Origin of the sequence: Rhodopseudomonas palustris HaA2 (genome assembly GCF_000013365.1) — a bacterium.
GTDB lineage: Bacteria > Pseudomonadota > Alphaproteobacteria > Rhizobiales > Xanthobacteraceae > Rhodopseudomonas > Rhodopseudomonas palustris_J.
The window spans coordinates 1102454-1122218 of the sequence record NC_007778.1 but is presented as its reverse complement, the minus strand read 5'-3'; the positions used below and the strand labels follow the sequence as shown (position 1 = coordinate 1122218).

The window sequence follows — 19765 nt, the reverse complement described above, 5'->3', positions numbered from 1 at the left end:
CTTCGCGTCCGTCCTAATGAGCCGTAGCCGCCGCATCGACCTGATCCCGATCGCCGATCGCGGCGTTGCGCCAGTCGTCGACATGCGGTTCCTTGATGGCGGCGATGAACAGATTGCCGATCGCAAAGATCAGATCGCGGCTGCCGCGATAGCCGACCACGACCTGATGCGCGGCGCCGAGCCGATCGAACATCGGAATGCCGACGCGGAACAGCGGCACGCCGAGCCGCTCGGCGGCTTGCCTGCCGTGCGAATGCGTCAGCAGCAGATCGCACTCCTCGGCGCGGCTCTCCAGATCTTCCAGATCGCCGATCAGCACCTCGTCGGCCGGCACCTGCGAAAGCGCCTGCGAGTTGGTCGTCGTTACCGCAGCCTCGATCGTGCAGCCCATGTCGGCGAGCCAGCCGCCGATATTCAGCAGCATGTCCGGCTCGGCGCCGATCGCGACCTGCTTGCCGCCGAAATAGAAGTGGCCGTCGAGCATGGCGTCGACCAGCTGGCTGCGCTGCCGGCGATATTTCGGCGGCACCGGCCGGCCGCTGATCTTGGCCAGCGTCGCCATCAGTTCGTCGCCGGCCGCGAGCCCGGTGAGCCGCCGCAGCAGCGTGAACGGCACGCCGGCCTTGGCCTCGAGCGCGGCCGCGGCCTTGCGCATCTGCTCGCCGAGCGCCAGCGTATGCGCCGCGCCGCCCATCGCCGCGACCTCGGGGACCGAGACGCCGCCATGGGTGGTCGGGGTGAAGTCGTCCGGCAGATGGCCGTCGAGCGAGCCGGAAATGTCCGGCAGGAAGGTCGGCACCAGGCCGAACGCCTCGATGACGTCGCGCAGCTCGTCGATATCGCCCGGCGTCAGATGGCTGCCGGCCAGCACGTTGAGCCGCGCCGGATCGCGCGCGGCGCCCGGCGCTGGCGCCTCGACCAGCAGCTCGACGATCTTCGCCACGGTGCTGGCGAAGCCGTCCTCGAACGCGCCCTTGAAGTCCGGCGTCGACACCGGCACCAGCGCGACATGCGCGAGTTCGGGATGCTTGCGGCGGACGTCCTTGATGAAGCCGTCGAGGTCGTCGCCCTTGATCTCGGTGACGCCCGTGGTGCAGATCCCGATCACGTCCGGCTGGGTGCGGCCGACGATGTTGACGATCGCCTGCTCGACATTCTCGAAGCCGCCGAGCACGGTGGCGACTTCGCTCATCGCGGTGGTCTGCATCGGGATCTGTTCGCGGAAATGCCGCACGAACAGCACCAGGCCGAACGAGGTGCAGCCCTGCGAGCCGTGCAGCAGCGGCATCGCATTGCGCAGCCCCATCAAGGCCAGCGCCGCGCCGAGCGGCCGACTCATCCGCAGCGGATTGACGGTGCAGGACTTGGTCGATGTCACGATCCTGGCCATGTCACGCGACCTTTGCGGCGGGTGCGGCCTCGGCGGCGCGCTGTGCGTCGTCGGCGGCATTGGCGGCGTCGGCGCGGGTCTCCCAGCTCACTTCGTCCCACGGCGGCGCCGAGCGGACCTGCTGCCAGATCGGGTTCGACAGCGCCTTGTCGATCTGCCGCACCATCTCGACAATGCCGACATAGCCGCAATACGCGTAAGAGCGTTCCTGGTTGATATCCATCCAGGGCATCCGCGCCTTCAGCGCGACGAATTGCGAGCGGCCGCCGGACAACATTATGTCGGCCTGCGCCTCTTTCAGCATCTTGTACATTTCGCGCGGCCGCAGATCGTCGATCAGATGGACGTCGGGACTCATCTCCTTGAGCCGCTCCTTGTCCTCCTTGGTCGATTTCTTGACGCTGGTGCCGACGATGGTGAGCCCGGCTTCCTGCAGCGCCAGCACCACCGACCACGACTTCACGCCGCCGGTGATCAGCAGCACTTTCTTGCCTGCGAGCCGCGGCGTATAGGCCTTGATGGCGGCCCAGGCCTTGGCCTCCTCGCGCGCGATCAGCGCCTCGACGCGGTCCATCAGCTCGGCATCGGCGCCGCGCGCGATCAGCAGCCGTGCGATCTGCCGCAGCGAATCCGAGGTGTCGGTGATGCCGTAGAACGAGCCCTCGAAATACGGAATGCCGTAGCGCTCCTGCATCTTGCGGGCGACGTTGATCATCGCGGTCGAGCACACCATCATGGCGGCGCGGGCGCGATGCGACTGCGCGACCTCGTGATAGCGCGCGTCGCCCGACAGGCAGGACAGGATGCGGATGCCGAGCTCGTCGAGCAGCGGCTTGACCTGCCACAATTCGCCGGCGACGTTGTATTCGCCGATGATGTTGATGTCGTAGGGGGTGGTGACCTCCGGCTCCTGCGTGCCGATCACGTAGTCGAGCATCGCCTCGCCGGCGAGCTTGTTGCCGAGATTCTTCGGGCCGACGAAGCCCGGCGCGATGATCGGGATGCAGGGCTTGCCGAATTTCTCGGCCGCCACCTTACAGACCGCGACGATGTCGTCGCCCATCATCGCCGGCACGCAGGTCTGATACACGAACACCGCGGGCGGGTCGTACTTCTCGATGATTTCCCTGATCGACCGGAACAGCCGCTTCTCGCCGCCGAACACCACGTCGTTCTCGCTCATGTCGGTGGTGAAGCCGGTGCGATACAGCTTCGAGCCCGACGATTTGGTGCCGCGATTGTCCCAGGACGAGCCTTCGCAGGCGATCGGGCCGTGCACCAGATGGGCGACGTCGACGATCGGCTGCAGCGCGATCTTGGCGCCGTCGAAGGCGCAGCCGCCGGCCGCGCCGCCGGGCTGCAGCGGTTTGCTGCAGCCCTTCTTGCGTTGCTTCTCGGACTTGGCCTGATTGTCCGCACAGCCGGGCTCGTTGAAGACATCTTGGATCTTGTCTGCGAGACGGCTCATGCGACGCTCCTGAGGATCAGGTAGTCCGAGACTTTGGTATCGCCTTCGGCATCAGCGGATGATGTCGAAGGACAGGTCGGTCTTGCCGGCGATGTTGGTGGCCTTGTCCATTTCGTCGAAGATCTTGTCGAGGATCTTGACCAGCACGTTCATCGTGCCCTGGTAGCCCCAGATCGGCGAGCGGTGATGGTGGTGGCGATCGAACACCGGGAAGCCCATGCGGATCAGCGGCGTGCCGGTGTCGCGCTCGAGATACTTGCCGTAGGTGTTGCCGATCATGAAGTCGACCGGCTCGGTGAACAGCAGCGAGCGCAGGTGCCAGAGATCCTTGCCGGGATAGACCTTGCAGTTCGTGCCGAACGGCGAGGACGCCAGGAGCTCGTTGACCTTCACTTCCCAGTTCTTGTTGCCGTTGGTAGCGAGGATGTGGGTCGGTTCGCCGCCGAGTTCGAGGATGAATTCGGCCAGGCCGTAGCACAGGTCCGGATCGCCGAAGATCGCGAACTTCTTGCCGTGGATGTGCGCCGAGGAGTCGCCGATGGCGTCGACCAGCCGGCCGCGCTCCTTGGTCAGCGCTTCGGGGATCGCCTTGCCGGTGATCCGCGACACCGCCTGCAGAAAGCGGTCGGTGCCGGTGATGCCGATCGGGCTGTTGAGCGCGACCACTTCCTGGCCGTGCGCCGCGATCGTCGCCAGCGTCTTTTCGGTGCAGAATTCCTGCATCGAGATCGTGCCCTTGGCGTGGATGGCGTTGGCGGCCTGCTCCAGCGTGGTGCCGCCGTCATACATCCGGAATTCGCCGTCGGCCGGGGTGTCCCAGACGTCGCTATTGTCGCCGAAGATGGTGTAGTCGACGCCCATCAGTTCGAAGATGCGCTTGACCTCGCGGATGTTGCCGACGGTGTTGCCGTCGAAGCCGCCGAGGAAGTTGACCGACTCGTTGGGCTGGCGCTCGAGCTTCGGCGTGGTGCCGGACTTGCCGTCCCAGAAGTGCTCGACCACGCCCTTCATGGTGTTGTCGTAGCCGGTGATGTGGCTGCCGACGAACGCCGGGGTGTGGGCGTAGGTGACGTCGAAGTCCTGCGGAACCGAGCCCTTTTCCTTCGCGTTCTTGATGAAGGCGTTGAGGTCGTCGCCGATCACTTCGGCCATGCAGGTGGTCGACACCGCGATCATCTTCGGCTTGTACAGCGCGTAGGAATTGGCCAGGCCGTCGATCATGTTGTTGAGGCCGCCGAACACCGCGGCGTCCTCGGTCATCGACGACGAGACGCAGGAGGTCGGCTCCTTGAAGTGCCGCGAGAAGTGGCTGCGATAATACGCGACGCAGCCCTGCGAGCCGTGCACGAACGGCAGCGTCTTCTCGAAGCCCACCGCGGCGAACACCGCGCCGAGCGGCTGGCAGGCCTTGGCCGGGTTGATGACCAGGGCTTCACGAGCGAAGTTCTTCTCCTGATATTCCTTGGTCTTGGTCCAATCCGACACGCGCGCGACTTCGGCTTCGCCGACGGCGTTCTCGAACTGCTTGCGCTTGTTGTCCATCATGTCCGCGTATTCGGGCTGATGGAAGAGATCGAAATGATCCCGGATCTTTTCTGCGGTCTCGGTCATGTTGATGTTCTTTCCCAAGGAATTCGGGGACACGGGGCTTCCGGTGGATCGCACCGGAAGCCTGTGTGACGAGTTGGTTCAGCTCAGAACCTTCAGCTCCAAGGTGCCTTGGTCAGCTTCCAGATCGGAGCGTTGATGGCGATGTCCATGTCGCGGGCGAAGATGGCGAAGCCGTCATAGCCGTGATACGGGCCGGAATAGTCCCACGAATGCATCTGGCGGAACGGCACACCCATCTTCTGGAAGATGTACTTTTCCTTGATGCCGGAGCCGACCAGATCGGGCCGGACCTTCTCGACGAACTTCTCGAATTCGTAGCCGGTGACGTCGTCGTAGATCAGCGTGCCGTCTTTCACGTAGTGGGTGGTGCGCTGATAGTCGTCGTTGTGGCCGAATTCATAGCCGGTGCCGACCACTTCCATGCCGAGGTCTTCGTAGGCGCCGATGACGTGCCGCGGACGCAGGCCGCCGACATAGAGCATGACCTTCTTGCCTTCGAGGCGCGGGCGATAACGATCGACGATCGCCTGCATCCGCGGCTTGTATTTGGCGATGACGCGCTCGGCGCCTTCCTTGATCTTGTCGTCGAATTTCGCGGCGATCTCTCGCAGCGAGGCTTCGATCTTGGTCGGGCCGAAGAAATTGTACTCGACCCACGGGATCCCGAACTTCTCTTCCATGTGCCGCGTGATGTAGTTCATCGAGCGGTAGCAATGCAGGATGTTCAGCTTCGCCTTCGGGGTGTTCTCCAGCTCGGCGATGGTGCCGTCGCCGGACCACTGCGCGATCACGCGCAGACCCATTTCCTCGAGCAGGATGCGCGAGGCCCAGGCGTCGCCGCCGATGTTGTAGTCGCCGATGATCGCGACGTCGTAGGGGGTCGATTCGAAGGTGGCGACCTTGTCGCCGGCCTTGTCGAACACCCAGTCGCGGATCACGTCGTTGGCGATGTGATGGCCGAGCGACTGCGACACGCCGCGGAAGCCTTCGCAGCGCACCGGGATGATCGGCTTGCCGTCGTATTGCTTGGTCTTGGCCTTGGAGACCGCCTCGATGTCGTCGCCGATCAGGCCGATCGGGCATTCCGACTGCACCGAGATGCCGCGGTTCAGCGGGAACAGGTCCTGAATTTCGTCGATGATCTTGCCGAGCTTCTTGTCACCGCCGAAGACGATGTCCTTCTCCTGGAAGTCGGAGGTGAACTGCATCGTGCCGAAGGTGTCGATGCCGGTGTTGCCCTTGTAGTAGTTGCGGCGCGAACCCCAGGAATACTGGCCGCAGCCGACCGGACCATGGCTGATGTGGACCATGTCCTTGATCGGACCCCACACCACGCCCTTGGAGCCGGCGTAGGCGCAGCCGCGGATCGTCATCACGCCGGGGATCGACTTGATGTTGGACTTGACCGAACACTCGGCCTTTTCGGCCTCGTAGGTGTTGAGGTGCTTGGCGCGGCGCTTGGCGGACTTGTCCGGATAGGCTTCCAGGACTTCGCCGATCAGCTGCTTGTTGCGTTCCTTGATGTCCGCGGGGGATTCTGCGACTGCGGTGCTCATCGTTGTTCCTCGTGTAAGGGGCCGCCGGGGAGCCGGCCGCGCAAGGCGGCCGGCCCGGCTGATGGATCAGGCGGTGGCGGCGGCCGCCTTGGCGGCTTCCTTCTCGGCGAGCTCGGCCAGCGCCTGCTCGTCGGTCTTCATGATGCCGAAGTCGAGCAGCATGCCTTCCAGCTCTTCCATCGTGATCGGGGTCGGGATGGTGCCGTTGCCGGAGTTGGCGTGGATCTTGTTGGCGAGCTGGCGATATTCCTGCGCCTGCTGCGAGTCGGGCGCGTATTCGATCACGGTCTGGCGGCGCAGCTCGGCGTGCTGCACGATGTTGGCGCGCGGCACGAAGTGGATCAGCTTGGAGTTCAGCCGGGCCGCCAGCGCTTCGGCGAGGTCGAGCTCGCGGTCGGTCTGGCGCTCGTTGCAGATCAGGCCGCCGAGGCGGACGCCGCCCGAGGAGGCGTACTTCAGAATGCCCTTGGCGATGTTGTTGGCGGCGTACAGCGCCATCATCTCGCCGGACATCACGATGTAGATTTCCTGGGCCTTGTTCTCGCGGATCGGCATCGCGAAGCCGCCGCAGACCACGTCGCCGAGCACGTCGTAGGAGACGTAGTCGACGTCCTCATAGGCGCCGTTCTCTTCGAGGAAGTTGATCGCGGTGATGACGCCGCGGCCGGCGCAGCCGACGCCCGGCTCCGGGCCGCCGGCTTCGGTGCACTTGATGCCCTTGTAGCCGATCTTCATCACGTCTTCGAGTTCGAGGTCTTCGACCGAACCCGCTTCAGCGGCGAGGCTGAGCACGGTGTCCTGCATCTTGGTGTTGAGGATCAGGCGGGTGGAGTCCGCCTTGGGGTCGCAGCCGACGATCAGGATCTTCTGACCGAGCTCGACCAGAGCCGCGAGGGTGTTCTGCGAAGTGGTCGACTTGCCGATGCCGCCCTTGCCGTAGAATGCGATTTGCCGAAGTGCCGCCATGTTTTCTCTCCGTTGTTCTCGAGCCGTTGATCGATGTGCGCGAACCGCGCAGCCTCATTCCGTTAATCCGTCGCACGGCCCAGAAGCGGATGTTGCCCTTCGCAAGTGGCTGCTCAGCCAACATCCCTCGCCTTGCTGATCCCTGTTTTGCAACCGCCGTGCCAATCGCCGCAGCGCGCGAAAACGTCAGCGTTTACGAGCGGATAGCGAACAATCGGGGGTGTCCTACGCAGATGTTTCGAATCCGACATGCGGCGCCGTCGGCCGACATCGCGGGGACCGGCTGTTAGAAACGAAACAAACTGATACCGGCGGCGGGGCGAACAGAACTCTCTCGCAACTCGAAAGGACGCGGCTTCACCTCCCCGCGCGCGGCAGGGCAATCGCGAATGGAATGTCGAGGCTAGAGCAGCTCTGGTTTTGATGGAATCACCGCCGTCATCCTGAGGTGCCCGCTGGGTCGCGCCATGCGCGGCCCAGCGGGCCTCGAAGGATGAGCCGCAAGCGCCTTGGCCGCATCCTTCGAGGCGCGCAAGAGCGCGCACCTCAGGATGACGACTCCGCACGCGAGAATGCCGCGTTGCTTCAGTCAAGCGATGAAGGGGCTCTATTGCACCGGGCTCGCTTCACCCTCCCCCTCCAGGGGAGGGTGAAGCGCGTCGCGAGCGCACGCTGACATGTGCGACCGTCCTGCCGCACGCCGCGGCACGCAGTAGGTCGCCCACATGGGATGTATCGGAGATTCGCTCGACTACGCCGGCAGGCTCTGGCCCTGCAGCATCGGCGCCAGCGCCGCGATGAACTTCGCCAGCGGCCAATCGATCCGCTCGATGTTCTGCTCGTCGAGGAAGCGCTCCTCGTTGCGGGTCAGGGTGTCGGGCAACACCGCCCAGTGACGCGCCGAGGAGCGCTTCATGATCTGACGCGCGAACAGACGGTCGAGCTGATTGTCGAAGCGGCAGCCCATGAACAGGAAATGCCGGCCACGCCGCAGCTCCTGCACCGCGCCCGGAATCGGCGTCTGGATGTCGATCTCGGTCAGGACTTCGACAAAGTCGCTGTCCGACACCAGATAATTCGCGGCCGGCGCCACCGAGCCGAGCGGCTGATACAGCAGCGTCGCCCAGGCGCGGGCTTCGTCCGGCGTCGGCGCGAACAGCGGCATTTCGTCGGCGACGACGCTCGGATCGGGCTCGGTCACCTCGCTGCCGTCGGGACGATAATAATTCACCCAGCGACCGTGATGCTCGGTCTGGCTGACGCCCTGCGCCATGCCCCAGTCGGCGCGGTCCGCGAAAGCCTTCTGCGGCACGTCGTCGTACCAGGCGTGCACCAGCAGCGGCAGGTCGGGAATCGCCGCCAGCATCCGGTGCAACGGGTTCGGCGCCGCGGATGCGCGAAACGCGTCCGTCATCAGCGATGACAGCGTCTTGCGGTGCTTGAAGTTCTCGATGTACTGCGCCGCGCCGGTGAGATTGGTCCGCACCTTGTGCGGCACCGTCGTCTTCGCCGTCAGCCGCGCCACCAGCTCCAGCGGCGTTGCGGGAATCGCGACGCTCTCGAGCGCGAGCGCGCCGCAGCCCAGATAGGGAATGACCTTGGCCCGCGCGAACGCCGCGGCGACGTCATCGAGTAGTTGGGCCGGCATGGCGGTCTCCTTCACGACGCTCGCGATGGCGCGGCGGCTTTGTGATGCGCGACGACCAGGCCGGTCGCCTGGGCGGGATTGCCGGTGATCGTCCAGCAATGATCCGAACGATCGACGAGGTACAGGCTGAACCCCGGCTGGACGCGGAACGGTTGCTCGTGATCGACGTCGGAGGCGTCGCATTGGGTCAGCGACAGCCCCGGAAACTGCTGCCGCAGGTTTGCCACCAGTTTGCCGCAAGCCTCCGCATCGCCGAGCAGCGCGTCCAGCCGGATGAGATCGTCGGCGGAAAGGGCCATGATCAGGCCAGCTTGCGGGCTTCGACGGTAATCGGCAACCGGGTATCGGCCGCCATCGCCGGGAGTTCGAGCTGCCAGCCATTCGCCAGCGTGACTTTACCGCCCCACAAGTCCGGGTTTTCCATATCGATAATCGCCTCTTCGAGATCCTTCTTGGCCACATAAGCGGACAGCTTGCCGGCCTCGGATCTGCGGATCATCACTTTCATCGATTCAAGTCCTTACAATTGGCCGGCGAGCGACGGCGCCAGCGGGGCGATTTCGTCTTCGAGGCAACCCACGACGCGATTGCCTGCGAATTCAACCAGATAGACCGGCCGTTGGGTCTCTTCGTGCAGTCCGATGCGGACGATCTCGCCGGCATCGCCGCGCTTCACCAGCAGCGCATCGAGCGGCGCGTCCGGAAAGCTGCCGTCGTTGAACAGGTCGATCTCGGCGCGAACCGGTTGACCCCATTGATATTTCGGCTCCGGCCCCATCACGCGACCTCGCGCGATGCGGGCTGCTCGGCCTCGGCCGACACCAGCTCCTTGCGCTTCATCCCGACGATGCGGCCTTGGGCCACGAAGTCGACGCCGTAGATGTAGAACTGCTGCAGGAACGTGCCGATCGAGACGACGTAACCCTCGTCGCCCTTCTTCACCAGCACGTCGCCGATTTCCTTGCCGGGAAAGGTGCCGTCGTTACGGACGTTGATCTTCGCCCGCACCTTCTGGCCGTATTCGAACTCCGGCGGGCCGTCGAGTTCGACGATGTCGCTGTCACGGCTGATATTCATGGTGTTACTCCGTCACGGGCGCTGCATGGGATTGGGGCGAAGCCGATCGCGCCGGCTCGATGAAGCCGGTGCGGCTGCACACCAGCTCCCGCACCAGCGGGTCGGGATCGTCCAGCAATTCGGTCAGCTCGTAAGTGTCGACGCGGCTCGCCACTTCGTAGCGAATCCGCCAGTCGGGATCGTCGATCAGCGCCAGCACCCGGCCGGGCGACATCCGCCGCGCCGCTTCGAGCCGGACATCGCCGTCCTTGTCCATCGCCATCTGCGCCAGCCATTCCGGGCCGATCCGGCGCGCCACTTCGCGGCGGACGCCGCTGTCGGGATCGAGCACCAGCAGCGGCAGCAGGCCCGGCGAGGCCCGCTTCGCCACGACCTGACGGACGTAGTAGTCGCTGTCGTTGACCATCGGCCGCAGATCCTCGTCGGATAGCACCGAGGCGATCCGGATCCGCACCTCGCGGTGCGGATCGGCGCGGAGCGGCAGCAGATAGCGCTTCGGCAGCCGTCGCGCCGCGCTCCAGCGCACCGTCTCGTCGGGGTCCTGCAGGAGGCGCGGCAGCAGGAATACCGTGGCGTAACCCGCCGCGACCGCGCGCACCTCGAAATAGGGATGCATCAGATAATCGTCGGCGATCGCGCGGTTCTGTTGGAAGAAGCGCTCCAGCCGCCGCGCATAGCGATCCTGCACACAGGCCTTCTTCAATTCGCAACGGCCGGCCGACAGCAGGTCGCGGTGCGGGCAGGATGCGCAATCGACCTCGTTGCCTTGCCAGTCGCGGGCCTCGTCGATGTCAGTCGTCATCGTCGTGCCCGATCCGCTGCCAGACATCGTGCAGCACGCCGGCATTGACCTTGTCGGAGGGATCGAGTTCGAGCAGCTTCTCGATCGCCGCATGGCCCTCGTCGATATCGCCGACCCGCATCCGCAAATACGCGTAGGCTTTCAGCGCGAACAGATAGAACCGCGGCAGGATGGCGGCGAAGCTGGAAAACTCGGCGTCGCTGCGCCGGACCTTGCGCCAGTCGAGGTCGAGTCCATTGTCACGCGCGGCCTTCGCCAGGCAGACTTCAGCGACGCGTAACGCCTCGTCGAGCCGGCCCTTGTAGAAATAAAAGCGATACAGCCCGATCAGCACCGCGGCATGATCGGGCGCCAGCGCCTGGGCTTCGCGCAGATGCTGCTCGGCGACGGCATCGCTCTGATAGTCGCGTCCGGCCAGTTCGAGATGCCGCTGCGCCTCGGCCGGCAGTCCCGCACCGAGCAACGCGCCGCCGAGCAGCGATTGCTCGGGTCCGGACATCGTCAGCTCGCTGTGCAGGACATGCGGCATTTCAGAATTCGCGGAGCTGATGCAGATTCTGCCTCGGCGCCTCCACGGTGCCGCCCGAGCACTGGCAGCTCGAGGGCTTCGGATCGTGGAAGATGAAGCCGCTCGACGTCGGCGTCTCCATGAAGTCGACCACGACGCCGTCCAGCAGTTTGCAACTACCCTCGGGAAGGAACAGCCGAAGATCGCCGTGTTCGACGACCTGATCGCCGGGCTGCGGCACGGCTTCGATGTCGAACGCCGCCGACAGACCGGAGCAGCCGCCGGAGGTGACGGCGAGGCGGAAGCCGCCGGCGCCGCCGCTGAGCCGGACCATCCGGCGAATGAACTTCTCGGCCGAGGGCGTCAGATTCAGGTCCATCGTCTCACCTCAAGCCGCGCTGGCGCGCGGGACGGAATTGTCGATCACGCAGGTGCCGTCGACCGGGCACACCGCGACGCATTGCGGCACGTCGAAATGGCCGATGCATTCGGTGCATTTCGACGGGTCGATCATAAACACCCCTCGCCGTTCGCTGATCGCCTCGTTCGGGCACTCCGGCTCGCAGGCCGAGCAGGAGGTGCATTGCGACGCGACGATCTTGTAGGCCATGGCCGATGTCCTCGCTCGACCTCAACTCGCGACGAACGCGCCCTGGCGAATATCGGCGTCGCCGCGAGCGACGTGGCGGATTTCCGACTTCCCGACGCGCGCGAGGTAGTCCTTGAAATAAGCGATCACCGACTGCTCGATATATTCGAAGGCGTAGTCCTCGACCGCCTCGATCCCGGCGCCGGCCAGAGAATCCTTCGGGCACAGACCGATCTTGGCGACCAGCACCGCGGTGCAGTCGTTCAGCGCCTTCAGGATCGGCTCGATGCCGGTCTCGCTGGCGTAGCCGCCCTCGCAATACAGATCGACGCGGCGATGACCGATGAACTTGGCGCCGGCGGTCGAAACCTCGTAGATCTGGAATTCGTGAGCATGTCCGAAGTGCTCGTTGATCACGCCGCCGCCCTTGGTGGCGATCGCGACCTGGATCTTGATCGTGGCGGTCTCGTCGGCGAGCGTCGCCAGTTCGCGCTGCTTGGCGAGGGCGATGGCGTCGCGCTCGGCCTCGACCTTGGCCTGATAGGCCTGCCGCGCGGCGAGATCGTATTCGACCTCCATCTCCATCACCTTGTCGGTGGTGAATTCGGCGCTGCGATCCTCGCCGAGCAGGCCGACCGCGTCGGCGCGGCACTGCCGGCAGTGCCGCATCATGTTCATCTCGCCTTCGCAATCGTCCTGCAGCGCCTTGAGCTCCTGCGCCGACGGGCCGCGACGGCCTTCGAGACCGAACACCGTGCCGTGCTCCGGCTCGGAGATCAGCGGCATGATGTTGTGCAGGAAGGCGCCGCGCGACTTCACCGCCTTGTTGACCTCGATCAGGTGCCGGTCGTTGATCCCCGGGATCATCACCGAATTGACCTTCACCAGGATGCCGCGCGCGGTGAGCATCTCGAGCCCGAGCAATTGCCGCTCGCTGAGGATTTTCGACGCCTCGACGCCGGTGAAGCGGCGGTGGTTGTAGAAGATCCACGGATAGATCTGCGCGCCGATCTCCGGATCGATCATGTTGATGGTGATGGTGACGTGATCGACATTCATGGCGGCGATCTGCTCGACGTAGTCGGGCAGCATCAGCCCGTTGGTCGACAGGCACAACTTGATGTCGGGCGCCGTGGCCGTCACCAGCTCGAAGGTCTTGAAGGTCTTGGCAGGGTTCGCGAGCGCGTCGCCCGGACCGGCGATGCCGAGCACGGTCATCTGCGGAATCGTCGAGGCCACCGCGATCACCTTGCGGGCCGCCTGCTCGGGCGTCAGCTTCTCGCTGACGACGCCGGGGCGCGATTCATTGGCGCAGTCATATTTGCGATTGCAGTAATTGCACTGGATGTTGCATGCGGGCGCGACCGCGACATGCATGCGGGCGAAGTGATGATGCGCCTGCTCGCTGTAGCAGGGATGGTTCTTCACCTTCTCCCAGATCTCCGGCGGCAGATCGCCCTGTCCAGCCGCCGAGCCGCAGCCGGACTTGCCGTTGCCGCCCGTGGTGCTGCAGCCGGATTGCGCCGCGCCGGCGCGCAGCGCCTCGAAGGACTTCGCCCCGGGGGCCCCGAAATCGTGGAGTTGCAGCAGCTTGCTCATGTCCGGCCTCGTTCGATCGCCGCACGATCGGCGGCTTGTCCGTGGGTGGGGTGCTGCAACCGAGCCGGCGATGTTCGGATGAACTGCGGGCGCGGCGAACCATCGAAGACGCGTCCGACGGTCAAGGCGCCGGTCGGTCTTTCGGTCGACGATATGATCAGGCCGGGACGCAGGTGTTATCGACCGGGCACACCGCAACGCATTGCGGCTTGTCGAAGTGACCTTCGCATTCGGTGCACTTGACGGCGTCGATCACATAGGTGCCGCGCTTCATCGAGATCGCGGCGTTCGGGCATTCGAACTCGCACGCGCCGCAGACGGTGCATTGTGAGGTGACGATCTTGTAGGCCATTGGGCACTCCTGGGTTCGCAGACATTGCGTTGAACAACTGTCTTTCAAACCTCGTGCCAGTTGGCCTTGTGATTGATTTATAAGGACTATCGGGGTTAGCCAGAAAGCCGGTGGTGTCGGGGGCCTGACACTTGTCGTAAGTCTGACAGGTCGAAGCGAAGCCCTGAACCGACGAGAGCTTCGGTCTGATCGCGGATCAGGACCGAAGCTCTCGATGAGCAGATGCGATTGTCAATGCGAACCAGTAACAACTTCCCGCGGAGACGCTGTCAGAAGTGTTTGAGCTCGATATCGTACTTCTTCAGCGCGTAGCCGATCTGCCGCGGCGTCAGGCCGAGCAGCCGGGCGGCCTTTGCCTGGACCCAGCCGGATCGCTCCATCGCGTTGACCAAGCGCTCGCGCTCCGACATCGGCCCGCCGTTGGCCGATTCGGCGGACATGGGTGTCGACACCGGATCGGGCGACACACTCACGGCCTCGCGCGGCGCCACGACTTCGAGCGGCGCCTTGCGCGGCATCACCTGCAGCGGAATCTGCGGCCGCGGCCGTACCGGTGCCGGTTCGGCGTGGCCCTTCCACAAGATCGCCGACAGGCATTCGTCCTGATGGCAGGCGAAATCGCTGTCGGTAATTTCCGGCCCGATCGCCAACGTCGCCGTGCGCCGCACGCAGTTCTCGAGTTCGCGAACGTTGCCCGGGAACGAGCACGCCTTCAGCAATTCCAGCGCATGCGGCTCGAATTGCAGTTCGCGATCGTTCTCCTTGTTGAAGTTCTTCAGGAACTCGCTCGCCAGCAATGGGATATCGGTCGGCCTATCGCGCAGCGGCGGCAGGATCATCGGCACGACGTTGATGCGGTAGTACAGATCGGCGCGGAACTCCTTGCGGGCGACGGCCTCTTCGAGATTGCGGTTGGTCGCCGCGACGATTCGGACGTTGACCTTGATGGTCTGGTTGCCGCCGACCCGCTCGAACTCCTGCTCCTGCAGCACGCGCAGCAGCTTGGCCTGGAACGAGGCCGAGATCTCGCCGATCTCGTCGAGAAACAGCGTGCCCTTGTCGGCGAGTTCGAACCGGCCCTTGCGTGAAGCGATCGCGCCGGTGAAAGCCCCCTTCTCGTGGCCGAACAGTTCGGATTCCAACACCGACTCCGGCAGCGCGGCGCAGTTGATCTTGATGAAGGGCCCGTTGGCGCGCGCCGACAATTCGTGGATCGCCTTGGCGATCAGTTCCTTGCCGGTGCCGGACTCGCCGCGCAAAAGCACCGGCGACTGCGATTTGGCGATGATGCTGACCTTGGCGAGCAACGTGCGGATCGCCGGGCTCTCGCCGACGATGCCGTCGACCCGGACGCGCTTGCGCTCGCGCTGCGGCTTCAACTCGTACAGCTCTTTCTGCAGGCGATGGCTTTCCGCCATCAGCCGCTCGCGATCACGCGCCACCACGCGATGCAGCTTCACGGTCTGCCCGATCAGATTGGCGACCATAGTCAGGAACCGGACATCGGCGTCCATCCGGAAGATCGACTGCCCGTCGCGAACCCGGTCGATCGTCAGGGTGCCCACGACCCGCGAATCGATCCGGATCGGCACGCCGATGAACGACACACGGGTCTCGTCGGTCGCGCCCAGCGCGAGCGCGTCGGCGGCGGAGAACATCGGATGCGCGGCCACGTTGTCGGCGACCAGCGGCACCGAGGTGGCGACGATCTGGTCGATGGCTTTCTGCGGGAGTCGCGCGCGATAGCGATTGTCGCTGCCTTCGTTCCAGCCCACGCCGACCGTGATGTCGGGAACACTGTCGTCGGCCAGCAGCGACACGACGCCATTTCGCATCTGCAGAAAGGACTGCAGCAGATTGACGACATTCGCGAGCGTGACTTCGAGCCGCGCCGGCGCTGTGAGGATCTTGGAGATTTCAAAAATGCCGGTGAGCGCAATCTCACTCAGCGGTATCGGGTTCTGGTTCATCGGCTGCCGCGATTGCTCGCTCTCGACAAGACGTACTTCGCGCTGAGCCATTGCTATCTCCATCGCTCCTGAGACATCCCCCTTAGTTCCGGAGCATTACGAGATTGTGTATGATCCTCAATCAGATGTCGTGCTCAACTTGGCTGCATCACTGAGGAAGTTGATAGCGGTACCTGCACAGTTCGTCGCCAGAGCGGAAGTGTCTGAATATGCACTGATTACTTAGTTACCAGCGAAAACAGCCGCGCTTCGCATTGATGCAGCGCAAAACAAGTCGATGAAAAGACACGCAGTCGCGCCGAGACGGCAAAGATACCAACAAACTAATTGCGAGCTATTCGCTAGACGCGCTGGCCGCCGTTGATGTGAATTTCTTCGCCGGTGACATAGCTGGCGGCATCCGAGCAAAGAAAGAACATCACCTTTGCCACTTCCTCCGGTGTCCCGATACGGCGCATCGGGATCGTCGGCGCCAGCATCGCCTCGGTTTCGGGCGACAAGATATCGGTCTTGATCTCACCCGGCGCGATCGCGTTCACGCGAATGCCATAGGGTGCGTAGTCGTGCGCCATCTCGCGGGTGAGGCAGGTCAGCGCCGCCTTGGACGTGGCATAGGCGCTGCCGGCAAACGGGTGCACGCGCGAACCGACGATCGAGGTGACATTGACGATCGAGCCGCTGCCGGCGCGCAATTCGTCGAACAGGCCTTGCGCCAGCATCACCGGCGCCAGCAGATTGACGTGGAACACGCTCATCCAGGTCCCGACCGGCGTATTCAGGGAGGTGAGGCGCTCGCCTTCCGGGCTCTTCGGCGAGATCGCGGCGTTATTGATCAAGGCGCTGAGCGGTCCGCCGCCGAGTTTTTCCTTGAGCTCATCGATCGCGCGCGGCAGTGCCCGGTGATCGGCCAGTTCGACGGCGACATGGTTTTCCATGCCGGTGGCCCACGGACAGCGATCGTCCGAAAACGGCTGGCGCGAGCAGGTGATGATCCGCCATCCGGCATCGGAGAACAGCTTCCCGGTGGCGTGGCCGATGCCGCGAGAGGCGCCGGTCAACACCAGCGTTTTCTGCTTGCCCGAACGGGCTTGATGTTGATCGTTGTGAAACGGACAGGCCCCGACGCCGACCGCTGGCTGTCCCGGTCCATGACTGTCCGGTCCATGCCCTCCCGGATGCCCCGGCCGTTCGGCCTGCAACGGCTCGCTGTGCACGGGTGCCTCCATTGCTTGTCTCATGGTGCAGGCATTGCACGAACTGGGCCAGTGGGTGCTTGCTCGACTTTCAGGCGATTTCGGCGCCCTGTTGCCAGCTAATGTCATGAGACCGACACGGCGAAGCGTGCCCCGTACGACAAAGAGTGATGTTTCCGACACCCTTCGGGAGTCGGGCGGTACCCGTCGACGCTTTTGGACAATTCCGCACACTGGTCCGAGCCTTGCTTAGCGGGCGGCTGATCGACCATTCGTGACATCTGAGACCCGCATGCATCAGCCGATCGACCACAGCCGCCGCCCGTTTGCGATCGTGCTCGGCACCAACGAGATCGCCTCTGCCGTGGCGGTGCATCTGCACCGTGCCGGCTACTTCGTGGTCATGTCGCATGACCCGTTTCCGCCGGTGATCCGACGCCGGATGTCGTTCCACGACGCGCTGTACGGAGATCCGGTGTCGATCGATGGCATCGCGGGCATTCGCGCGGACGATGGCGTGCAAATTCTCAAGGCGCGACGGCAGCCCGAGGCTATTCAGGTCTCCTGGCTGGCGCTCACCGACCTGCTGTCGGTGGCAAGCATCGACGTCCTGGTCGACGCGCGCATGCAAAAGCACAGCGTGAAGCCGGACCTGCGCCCGCTCGCGCGGTCGAGCATCGGCCTCGGCCCCGGTTTTGCGGCGAACGTCAATTGCGACATCGCCATCGAGACGAGACCCGGCCGCAGCGGGCTCCGGGTGGCGCGCGGCTGGACCGATGCCGCGGACGGCGTCGCCAGCCCGCTGGGCGATGCCGGCGCCGAGCGGTTTCAGTATTCCCGGACGAGCGGCCGCTGGCACACGCCGGTCGACATCGGCAGCCGTGTTTTCAAGGGGTTCGTGCTGGGGCACCTGTCCAGCGAGGCGATCAGGGCGCCGTGTGACGGCATCGTTCGCGGCATCGTGCGGGACGGCTGCGACGTGCCGGCTCAGGTCAAGCTGCTGGAGATCGATCCGCGCGGCCGGCACGCGCAATGGACCGGCATCGACGGCCGCGGCCGGACGATCGCAAAGGCGGTCTGCCGCGCAATCGAGACCGAGAGAACGCCCAGCGATCCGACCATCACCCAGCCGGTGTAGAGCAGGCCTCAGCCGGCGCCGAACGCGACCGCGACGTTGTAGGTGATCAGGCTCGCGACATAGGCCAGCGCGAACATGTAGATGAAGGTCACGCCCATCCAGCGCCAGCTTCCGGTCTCGCGCTTGATCACGGCGAGCGTCGAGGCGCATTGCGGCGCGAACACGAACCAGGCCAGCAGCGACAGCGCGGTGGCGAGGCTCCATTTCGACGCGAGCACCTGGCCGATCTGGTCGGCGGCTTCCTTGCCGCCTTCGATGGCGTACACGGTGCCGAGCGCCGCGACAGCAACCTCGCGTGCAGCCATGCCCGGGATCAGCGCCACACCGATCTGCCAGTTGAAGCCCAGCGGCGCCAGCACCGGCTCGACGGCGTGGCCGATCATCGAAGCCAGGCTGTAGTCGATCGCCGGCTCCGTGGCGCCGGCCGGCGGCCGCGGGAACGACGCCAGGAACCAGATCAGCACCATCATCGAGAAGATCGTGGTGCCGGCGCGCTGCAGGAACATCTTGGCGCGGATATAGATGCCGATCGCGACGCTCTTCACCCGCGGCAGCTTGTAGTCCGGCAGTTCCAGCATGAACGGCGCCGGCTCGTAGTCGCGCCACATGAAGAACTTGATCAAAGCCGAGACGCCGAGCGCGCTGGCGATGCCAACCGTGTACAGGCCGAACATCACCAGGCCCTGGAGGTTGATCCAGCCGAACACCTGCTGCGCCGGAATAAAGGCCGAGATGATCAGGGTGTAGACCGGGATTCGGGCCGAACAGGTCATCAGCGGCGCGATCAGGATGGTCGTCAGCCGGTCGCGGCGATTGTCGATCACCCGCGTCGACATGATGCCCGGGATCGCGCAGGCGAAGCTCGACAACAGCGGGATGAACGCGCGGCCGTGCAGGCCGGCGCCGCCCATGATGCGGTCCATCAGGAACGCGGCGCGGGCCATATAGCCGAGATCTTCCAGCAGCAGGATGAACAGGAAGATGATGATGATCTGCGGCAGGAACACGATGACGCTGCCGACGCCGGAGATCACGCCGTTCTGCAGGAAGCTCTGCAGCAAGCCTTCCGGCAGGGTCGCACGCACGACTTCGCCGAGCGCTTCGAAGCCGCCGGAGATCAGCTCCATCAGTGGCTGTGCCCAAGAGAACACCGCCTGGAACATCACGAACAGGATCAACAGCAATATCGCGAGGCCGGCCACCGGATGCAGGACGACCGAATCGATCCTGGCCGTCAGCGTATGCGGCCGCGCCGGCAGGCTCACGCAGTCGGCAATGATCTGATCGGCCTCCCGCTGCAAGGCGCGCAGTTCCGCCGTGGTCAGCGGCCGCCAGCCGCTGGTGGTCGGCTCGGCGCTCTCGCGCAGGGCGAACTCGTCGGTCCGCTTCAGCAGATCGACGGTGCCGCCCTTGCGGACCGCGATCGAGGTCACGACCGGAATGCCGAGCCGCTCCGACAACTTTTCGAGATCGACGGTGACGCCGCGACGCATCGCGATGTCGTACATATTCAGCACCAGCATCAGCGGCCGGCCGATCGTCTTGAGCTCGAGCATCAGCCGGAAGGTCAGCCGCAGATTAGTGGAATCGGCGACGCAGAGAATCAGATCCGGCACGACCTCACCCGGCCGCCGGCCGAGCACGACGTCACGGGTGATTTCCTCGTCCGGGCTGCGACCGCGCAGCGAATAAGTGCCGGGCAGGTCGAGCAGGCTGACGGTGCGACCGCCGGGCGTGGTGAACACGCCGGCCTTCCGCTCGACGGTGACGCCGGGGTAATTCGCGACCTTCTGGCGGCTGCCGGTCAACGCGTTGAACAGCGAGGTCTTGCCGCTGTTCGGCGTTCCCACCAGCGCGAGATTGAAGGGGTGACTTTCGATCGAGCTCATCGCGCAATC

20 protein-coding genes are annotated in these 19765 nt (G+C 64.6%); 1 reads left to right on the top strand and 19 read right to left on the bottom strand.

The window, feature by feature from the left end:
• Positions 1–13 precede the first annotated feature (13 nt).
• The 18 genes from nifN to RPB_RS04850 form a co-directional block, all read right to left on the bottom strand.
• Positions 14–1390 carry a nitrogenase iron-molybdenum cofactor biosynthesis protein NifN gene (gene nifN, locus RPB_RS04935; RefSeq protein ID WP_011439872.1) on the bottom strand — a complete coding sequence of 459 codons (1377 nt, stop codon included), beginning with the start codon at positions 1388–1390 and terminating at the stop codon, positions 14–16.
• 1 nt (position 1391) lies between these two features.
• Positions 1392–2858, bottom strand: a complete 1467-nt coding sequence (gene nifE / locus RPB_RS04930) for a nitrogenase iron-molybdenum cofactor biosynthesis protein NifE (RefSeq protein ID WP_011439871.1) — start codon at positions 2856–2858, stop codon at positions 1392–1394.
• 51 nt (positions 2859–2909) lie between these two features.
• The gene (gene nifK / locus RPB_RS04925) at positions 2910–4469 is read right to left on the bottom strand and encodes a nitrogenase molybdenum-iron protein subunit beta (protein ID WP_011439870.1); all 1560 of its coding nucleotides are present in this window, start codon (positions 4467–4469) and stop codon (positions 2910–2912) included.
• A 92-nt stretch (positions 4470–4561) separates the two neighbouring features.
• Positions 4562–6025, bottom strand: coding sequence for a nitrogenase molybdenum-iron protein alpha chain (nifD, locus tag RPB_RS04920; protein ID WP_011439869.1), 1464 nt, complete (start codon positions 6023–6025; stop codon positions 4562–4564).
• 66 nt (positions 6026–6091) lie between these two features.
• A complete protein-coding gene (nifH, locus tag RPB_RS04915; protein ID WP_011439868.1) occupies positions 6092–6991 on the bottom strand; it encodes a nitrogenase iron protein in 900 nt (299 codons plus the stop codon).
• Between the two features lie 751 nt (positions 6992–7742).
• Positions 7743–8639: an SIR2 family protein gene (locus RPB_RS04910; RefSeq protein ID WP_011439867.1), complete on the bottom strand. Its 897-nt coding sequence runs from the start codon at positions 8637–8639 to the stop codon at positions 7743–7745.
• An 11-nt stretch (positions 8640–8650) separates the two neighbouring features.
• Entirely contained in the window at positions 8651–8938 is a 288-nt protein-coding gene (locus RPB_RS04905) for a hypothetical protein (RefSeq protein ID WP_011439866.1), read from the bottom strand.
• A gap of 2 nt (positions 8939–8940) precedes the next feature.
• Positions 8941–9147 carry a putative nitrogen fixation protein NifT gene (nifT, locus tag RPB_RS04900; RefSeq protein WP_011439865.1) on the bottom strand — a complete coding sequence of 69 codons (207 nt, stop codon included), beginning with the start codon at positions 9145–9147 and terminating at the stop codon, positions 8941–8943.
• A 12-nt stretch (positions 9148–9159) separates the two neighbouring features.
• Positions 9160–9417, bottom strand: coding sequence for a nitrogen fixation protein NifZ (locus tag RPB_RS04895; RefSeq protein WP_011439864.1), 258 nt, complete (start codon positions 9415–9417; stop codon positions 9160–9162).
• The gene (locus RPB_RS04890) at positions 9417–9716 is read right to left on the bottom strand and encodes a nitrogen fixation protein NifZ (protein ID WP_011439863.1); all 300 of its coding nucleotides are present in this window, start codon (positions 9714–9716) and stop codon (positions 9417–9419) included. Before RPB_RS04890 ends, RPB_RS04895 begins: the two co-directional genes overlap by 1 nt.
• 4 nt (positions 9717–9720) lie before the next feature.
• Positions 9721–10518 (bottom strand): 4Fe4S-binding leucine-rich repeat protein, encoded by a 798-nt coding sequence (locus RPB_RS04885; protein WP_011439862.1) that lies wholly within the window; start codon positions 10516–10518, stop codon positions 9721–9723.
• Positions 10508–11047 carry a tetratricopeptide repeat protein gene (locus RPB_RS04880; protein ID WP_011439861.1) on the bottom strand — a complete coding sequence of 180 codons (540 nt, stop codon included), beginning with the start codon at positions 11045–11047 and terminating at the stop codon, positions 10508–10510. Before RPB_RS04880 ends, RPB_RS04885 begins: the two co-directional genes overlap by 11 nt.
• 1 nt (position 11048) lies before the next feature.
• Positions 11049–11405, bottom strand: coding sequence for a HesB/IscA family protein (locus RPB_RS04875; RefSeq protein WP_011439860.1), 357 nt, complete (start codon positions 11403–11405; stop codon positions 11049–11051).
• Positions 11406–11414: 9 nt separating this feature from the next.
• Positions 11415–11636 carry a 4Fe-4S binding protein gene (locus RPB_RS04870; protein WP_011439859.1) on the bottom strand — a complete coding sequence of 74 codons (222 nt, stop codon included), beginning with the start codon at positions 11634–11636 and terminating at the stop codon, positions 11415–11417.
• Between the two features lie 21 nt (positions 11637–11657).
• Positions 11658–13214 carry a nitrogenase cofactor biosynthesis protein NifB gene (nifB, locus tag RPB_RS04865; protein ID WP_011439858.1) on the bottom strand — a complete coding sequence of 519 codons (1557 nt, stop codon included), beginning with the start codon at positions 13212–13214 and terminating at the stop codon, positions 11658–11660.
• 157 nt (positions 13215–13371) lie between these two features.
• Entirely contained in the window at positions 13372–13566 is a 195-nt protein-coding gene (locus tag RPB_RS04860; protein ID WP_011439857.1) for a 4Fe-4S dicluster domain-containing protein, read from the bottom strand.
• A gap of 269 nt (positions 13567–13835) precedes the next feature.
• Positions 13836–15587 carry a nif-specific transcriptional activator NifA gene (gene nifA / locus RPB_RS04855; RefSeq protein WP_011439856.1) on the bottom strand — a complete coding sequence of 584 codons (1752 nt, stop codon included), beginning with the start codon at positions 15585–15587 and terminating at the stop codon, positions 13836–13838.
• Between the two features lie 290 nt (positions 15588–15877).
• A complete protein-coding gene (locus RPB_RS04850) occupies positions 15878–16774 on the bottom strand; it encodes an SDR family NAD(P)-dependent oxidoreductase (RefSeq protein WP_080507732.1) in 897 nt (298 codons plus the stop codon).
• A 247-nt stretch (positions 16775–17021) separates the two neighbouring features.
• Between RPB_RS04850 and RPB_RS04845 the strand changes: the two genes are divergently transcribed.
• The gene (locus tag RPB_RS04845) at positions 17022–17867 is read left to right on the top strand and encodes a xanthine dehydrogenase (protein ID WP_011439854.1); all 846 of its coding nucleotides are present in this window, start codon (positions 17022–17024) and stop codon (positions 17865–17867) included.
• Positions 17868–17875: 8 nt separating this feature from the next.
• On the opposite strand, the gene feoB is transcribed toward RPB_RS04845, so the two are convergent.
• Positions 17876–19756 (bottom strand): ferrous iron transporter B, encoded by a 1881-nt coding sequence (feoB, locus tag RPB_RS04840; protein WP_011439853.1) that lies wholly within the window; start codon positions 19754–19756, stop codon positions 17876–17878.
• Between the last annotated feature and the right edge of the window lie 9 nt (positions 19757–19765).

Bases quoted from the DNA above. Each gene is read 5' to 3' on its own strand.
- RPB_RS04850 (WP_080507732.1), bottom strand. From the start codon at position 16,774: ATGAGACAAGCAATGGAGGCACCCGTGCACAGCGAGCCGTTGCAGGCC.
- RPB_RS04890 (WP_011439863.1), bottom strand. From the start codon at position 9,716: ATGAATATCAGCCGTGACAGCGACATCGTCGAACTCGACGGCCCGCCG.
- feoB (WP_011439853.1), bottom strand. From the start codon at position 19,756: ATGAGCTCGATCGAAAGTCACCCCTTCAATCTCGCGCTGGTGGGAACG.
- nifA (WP_011439856.1), bottom strand. From the start codon at position 15,587: ATGGCTCAGCGCGAAGTACGTCTTGTCGAGAGCGAGCAATCGCGGCAG.
- nifH (WP_011439868.1), bottom strand. From the start codon at position 6,991: ATGGCGGCACTTCGGCAAATCGCATTCTACGGCAAGGGCGGCATCGGC.
- RPB_RS04905 (WP_011439866.1), bottom strand. From the start codon at position 8,938: ATGGCCCTTTCCGCCGACGATCTCATCCGGCTGGACGCGCTGCTCGGC.
- RPB_RS04870 (WP_011439859.1), bottom strand. From the start codon at position 11,636: ATGGCCTACAAGATCGTCGCGTCGCAATGCACCTCCTGCTCGGCCTGC.
- nifE (WP_011439871.1), bottom strand. From the start codon at position 2,858: ATGAGCCGTCTCGCAGACAAGATCCAAGATGTCTTCAACGAGCCCGGC.
- RPB_RS04880 (WP_011439861.1), bottom strand. From the start codon at position 11,047: ATGCCGCATGTCCTGCACAGCGAGCTGACGATGTCCGGACCCGAGCAA.
- RPB_RS04875 (WP_011439860.1), bottom strand. From the start codon at position 11,405: ATGGACCTGAATCTGACGCCCTCGGCCGAGAAGTTCATTCGCCGGATG.
- nifN (WP_011439872.1), bottom strand. From the start codon at position 1,390: ATGGCCAGGATCGTGACATCGACCAAGTCCTGCACCGTCAATCCGCTG.
- nifT (WP_011439865.1), bottom strand. From the start codon at position 9,147: ATGAAAGTGATGATCCGCAGATCCGAGGCCGGCAAGCTGTCCGCTTAT.
- RPB_RS04910 (WP_011439867.1), bottom strand. From the start codon at position 8,639: ATGCCGGCCCAACTACTCGATGACGTCGCCGCGGCGTTCGCGCGGGCC.
- RPB_RS04845 (WP_011439854.1), top strand. From the start codon at position 17,022: ATGCATCAGCCGATCGACCACAGCCGCCGCCCGTTTGCGATCGTGCTC.
- RPB_RS04895 (WP_011439864.1), bottom strand. From the start codon at position 9,417: ATGGGGCCGGAGCCGAAATATCAATGGGGTCAACCGGTTCGCGCCGAG.
- RPB_RS04860 (WP_011439857.1), bottom strand. From the start codon at position 13,566: ATGGCCTACAAGATCGTCACCTCACAATGCACCGTCTGCGGCGCGTGC.
- RPB_RS04885 (WP_011439862.1), bottom strand. From the start codon at position 10,518: ATGACGACTGACATCGACGAGGCCCGCGACTGGCAAGGCAACGAGGTC.
- nifK (WP_011439870.1), bottom strand. From the start codon at position 4,469: ATGACCGAGACCGCAGAAAAGATCCGGGATCATTTCGATCTCTTCCAT.
- nifB (WP_011439858.1), bottom strand. From the start codon at position 13,214: ATGAGCAAGCTGCTGCAACTCCACGATTTCGGGGCCCCCGGGGCGAAG.
- nifD (WP_011439869.1), bottom strand. From the start codon at position 6,025: ATGAGCACCGCAGTCGCAGAATCCCCCGCGGACATCAAGGAACGCAAC.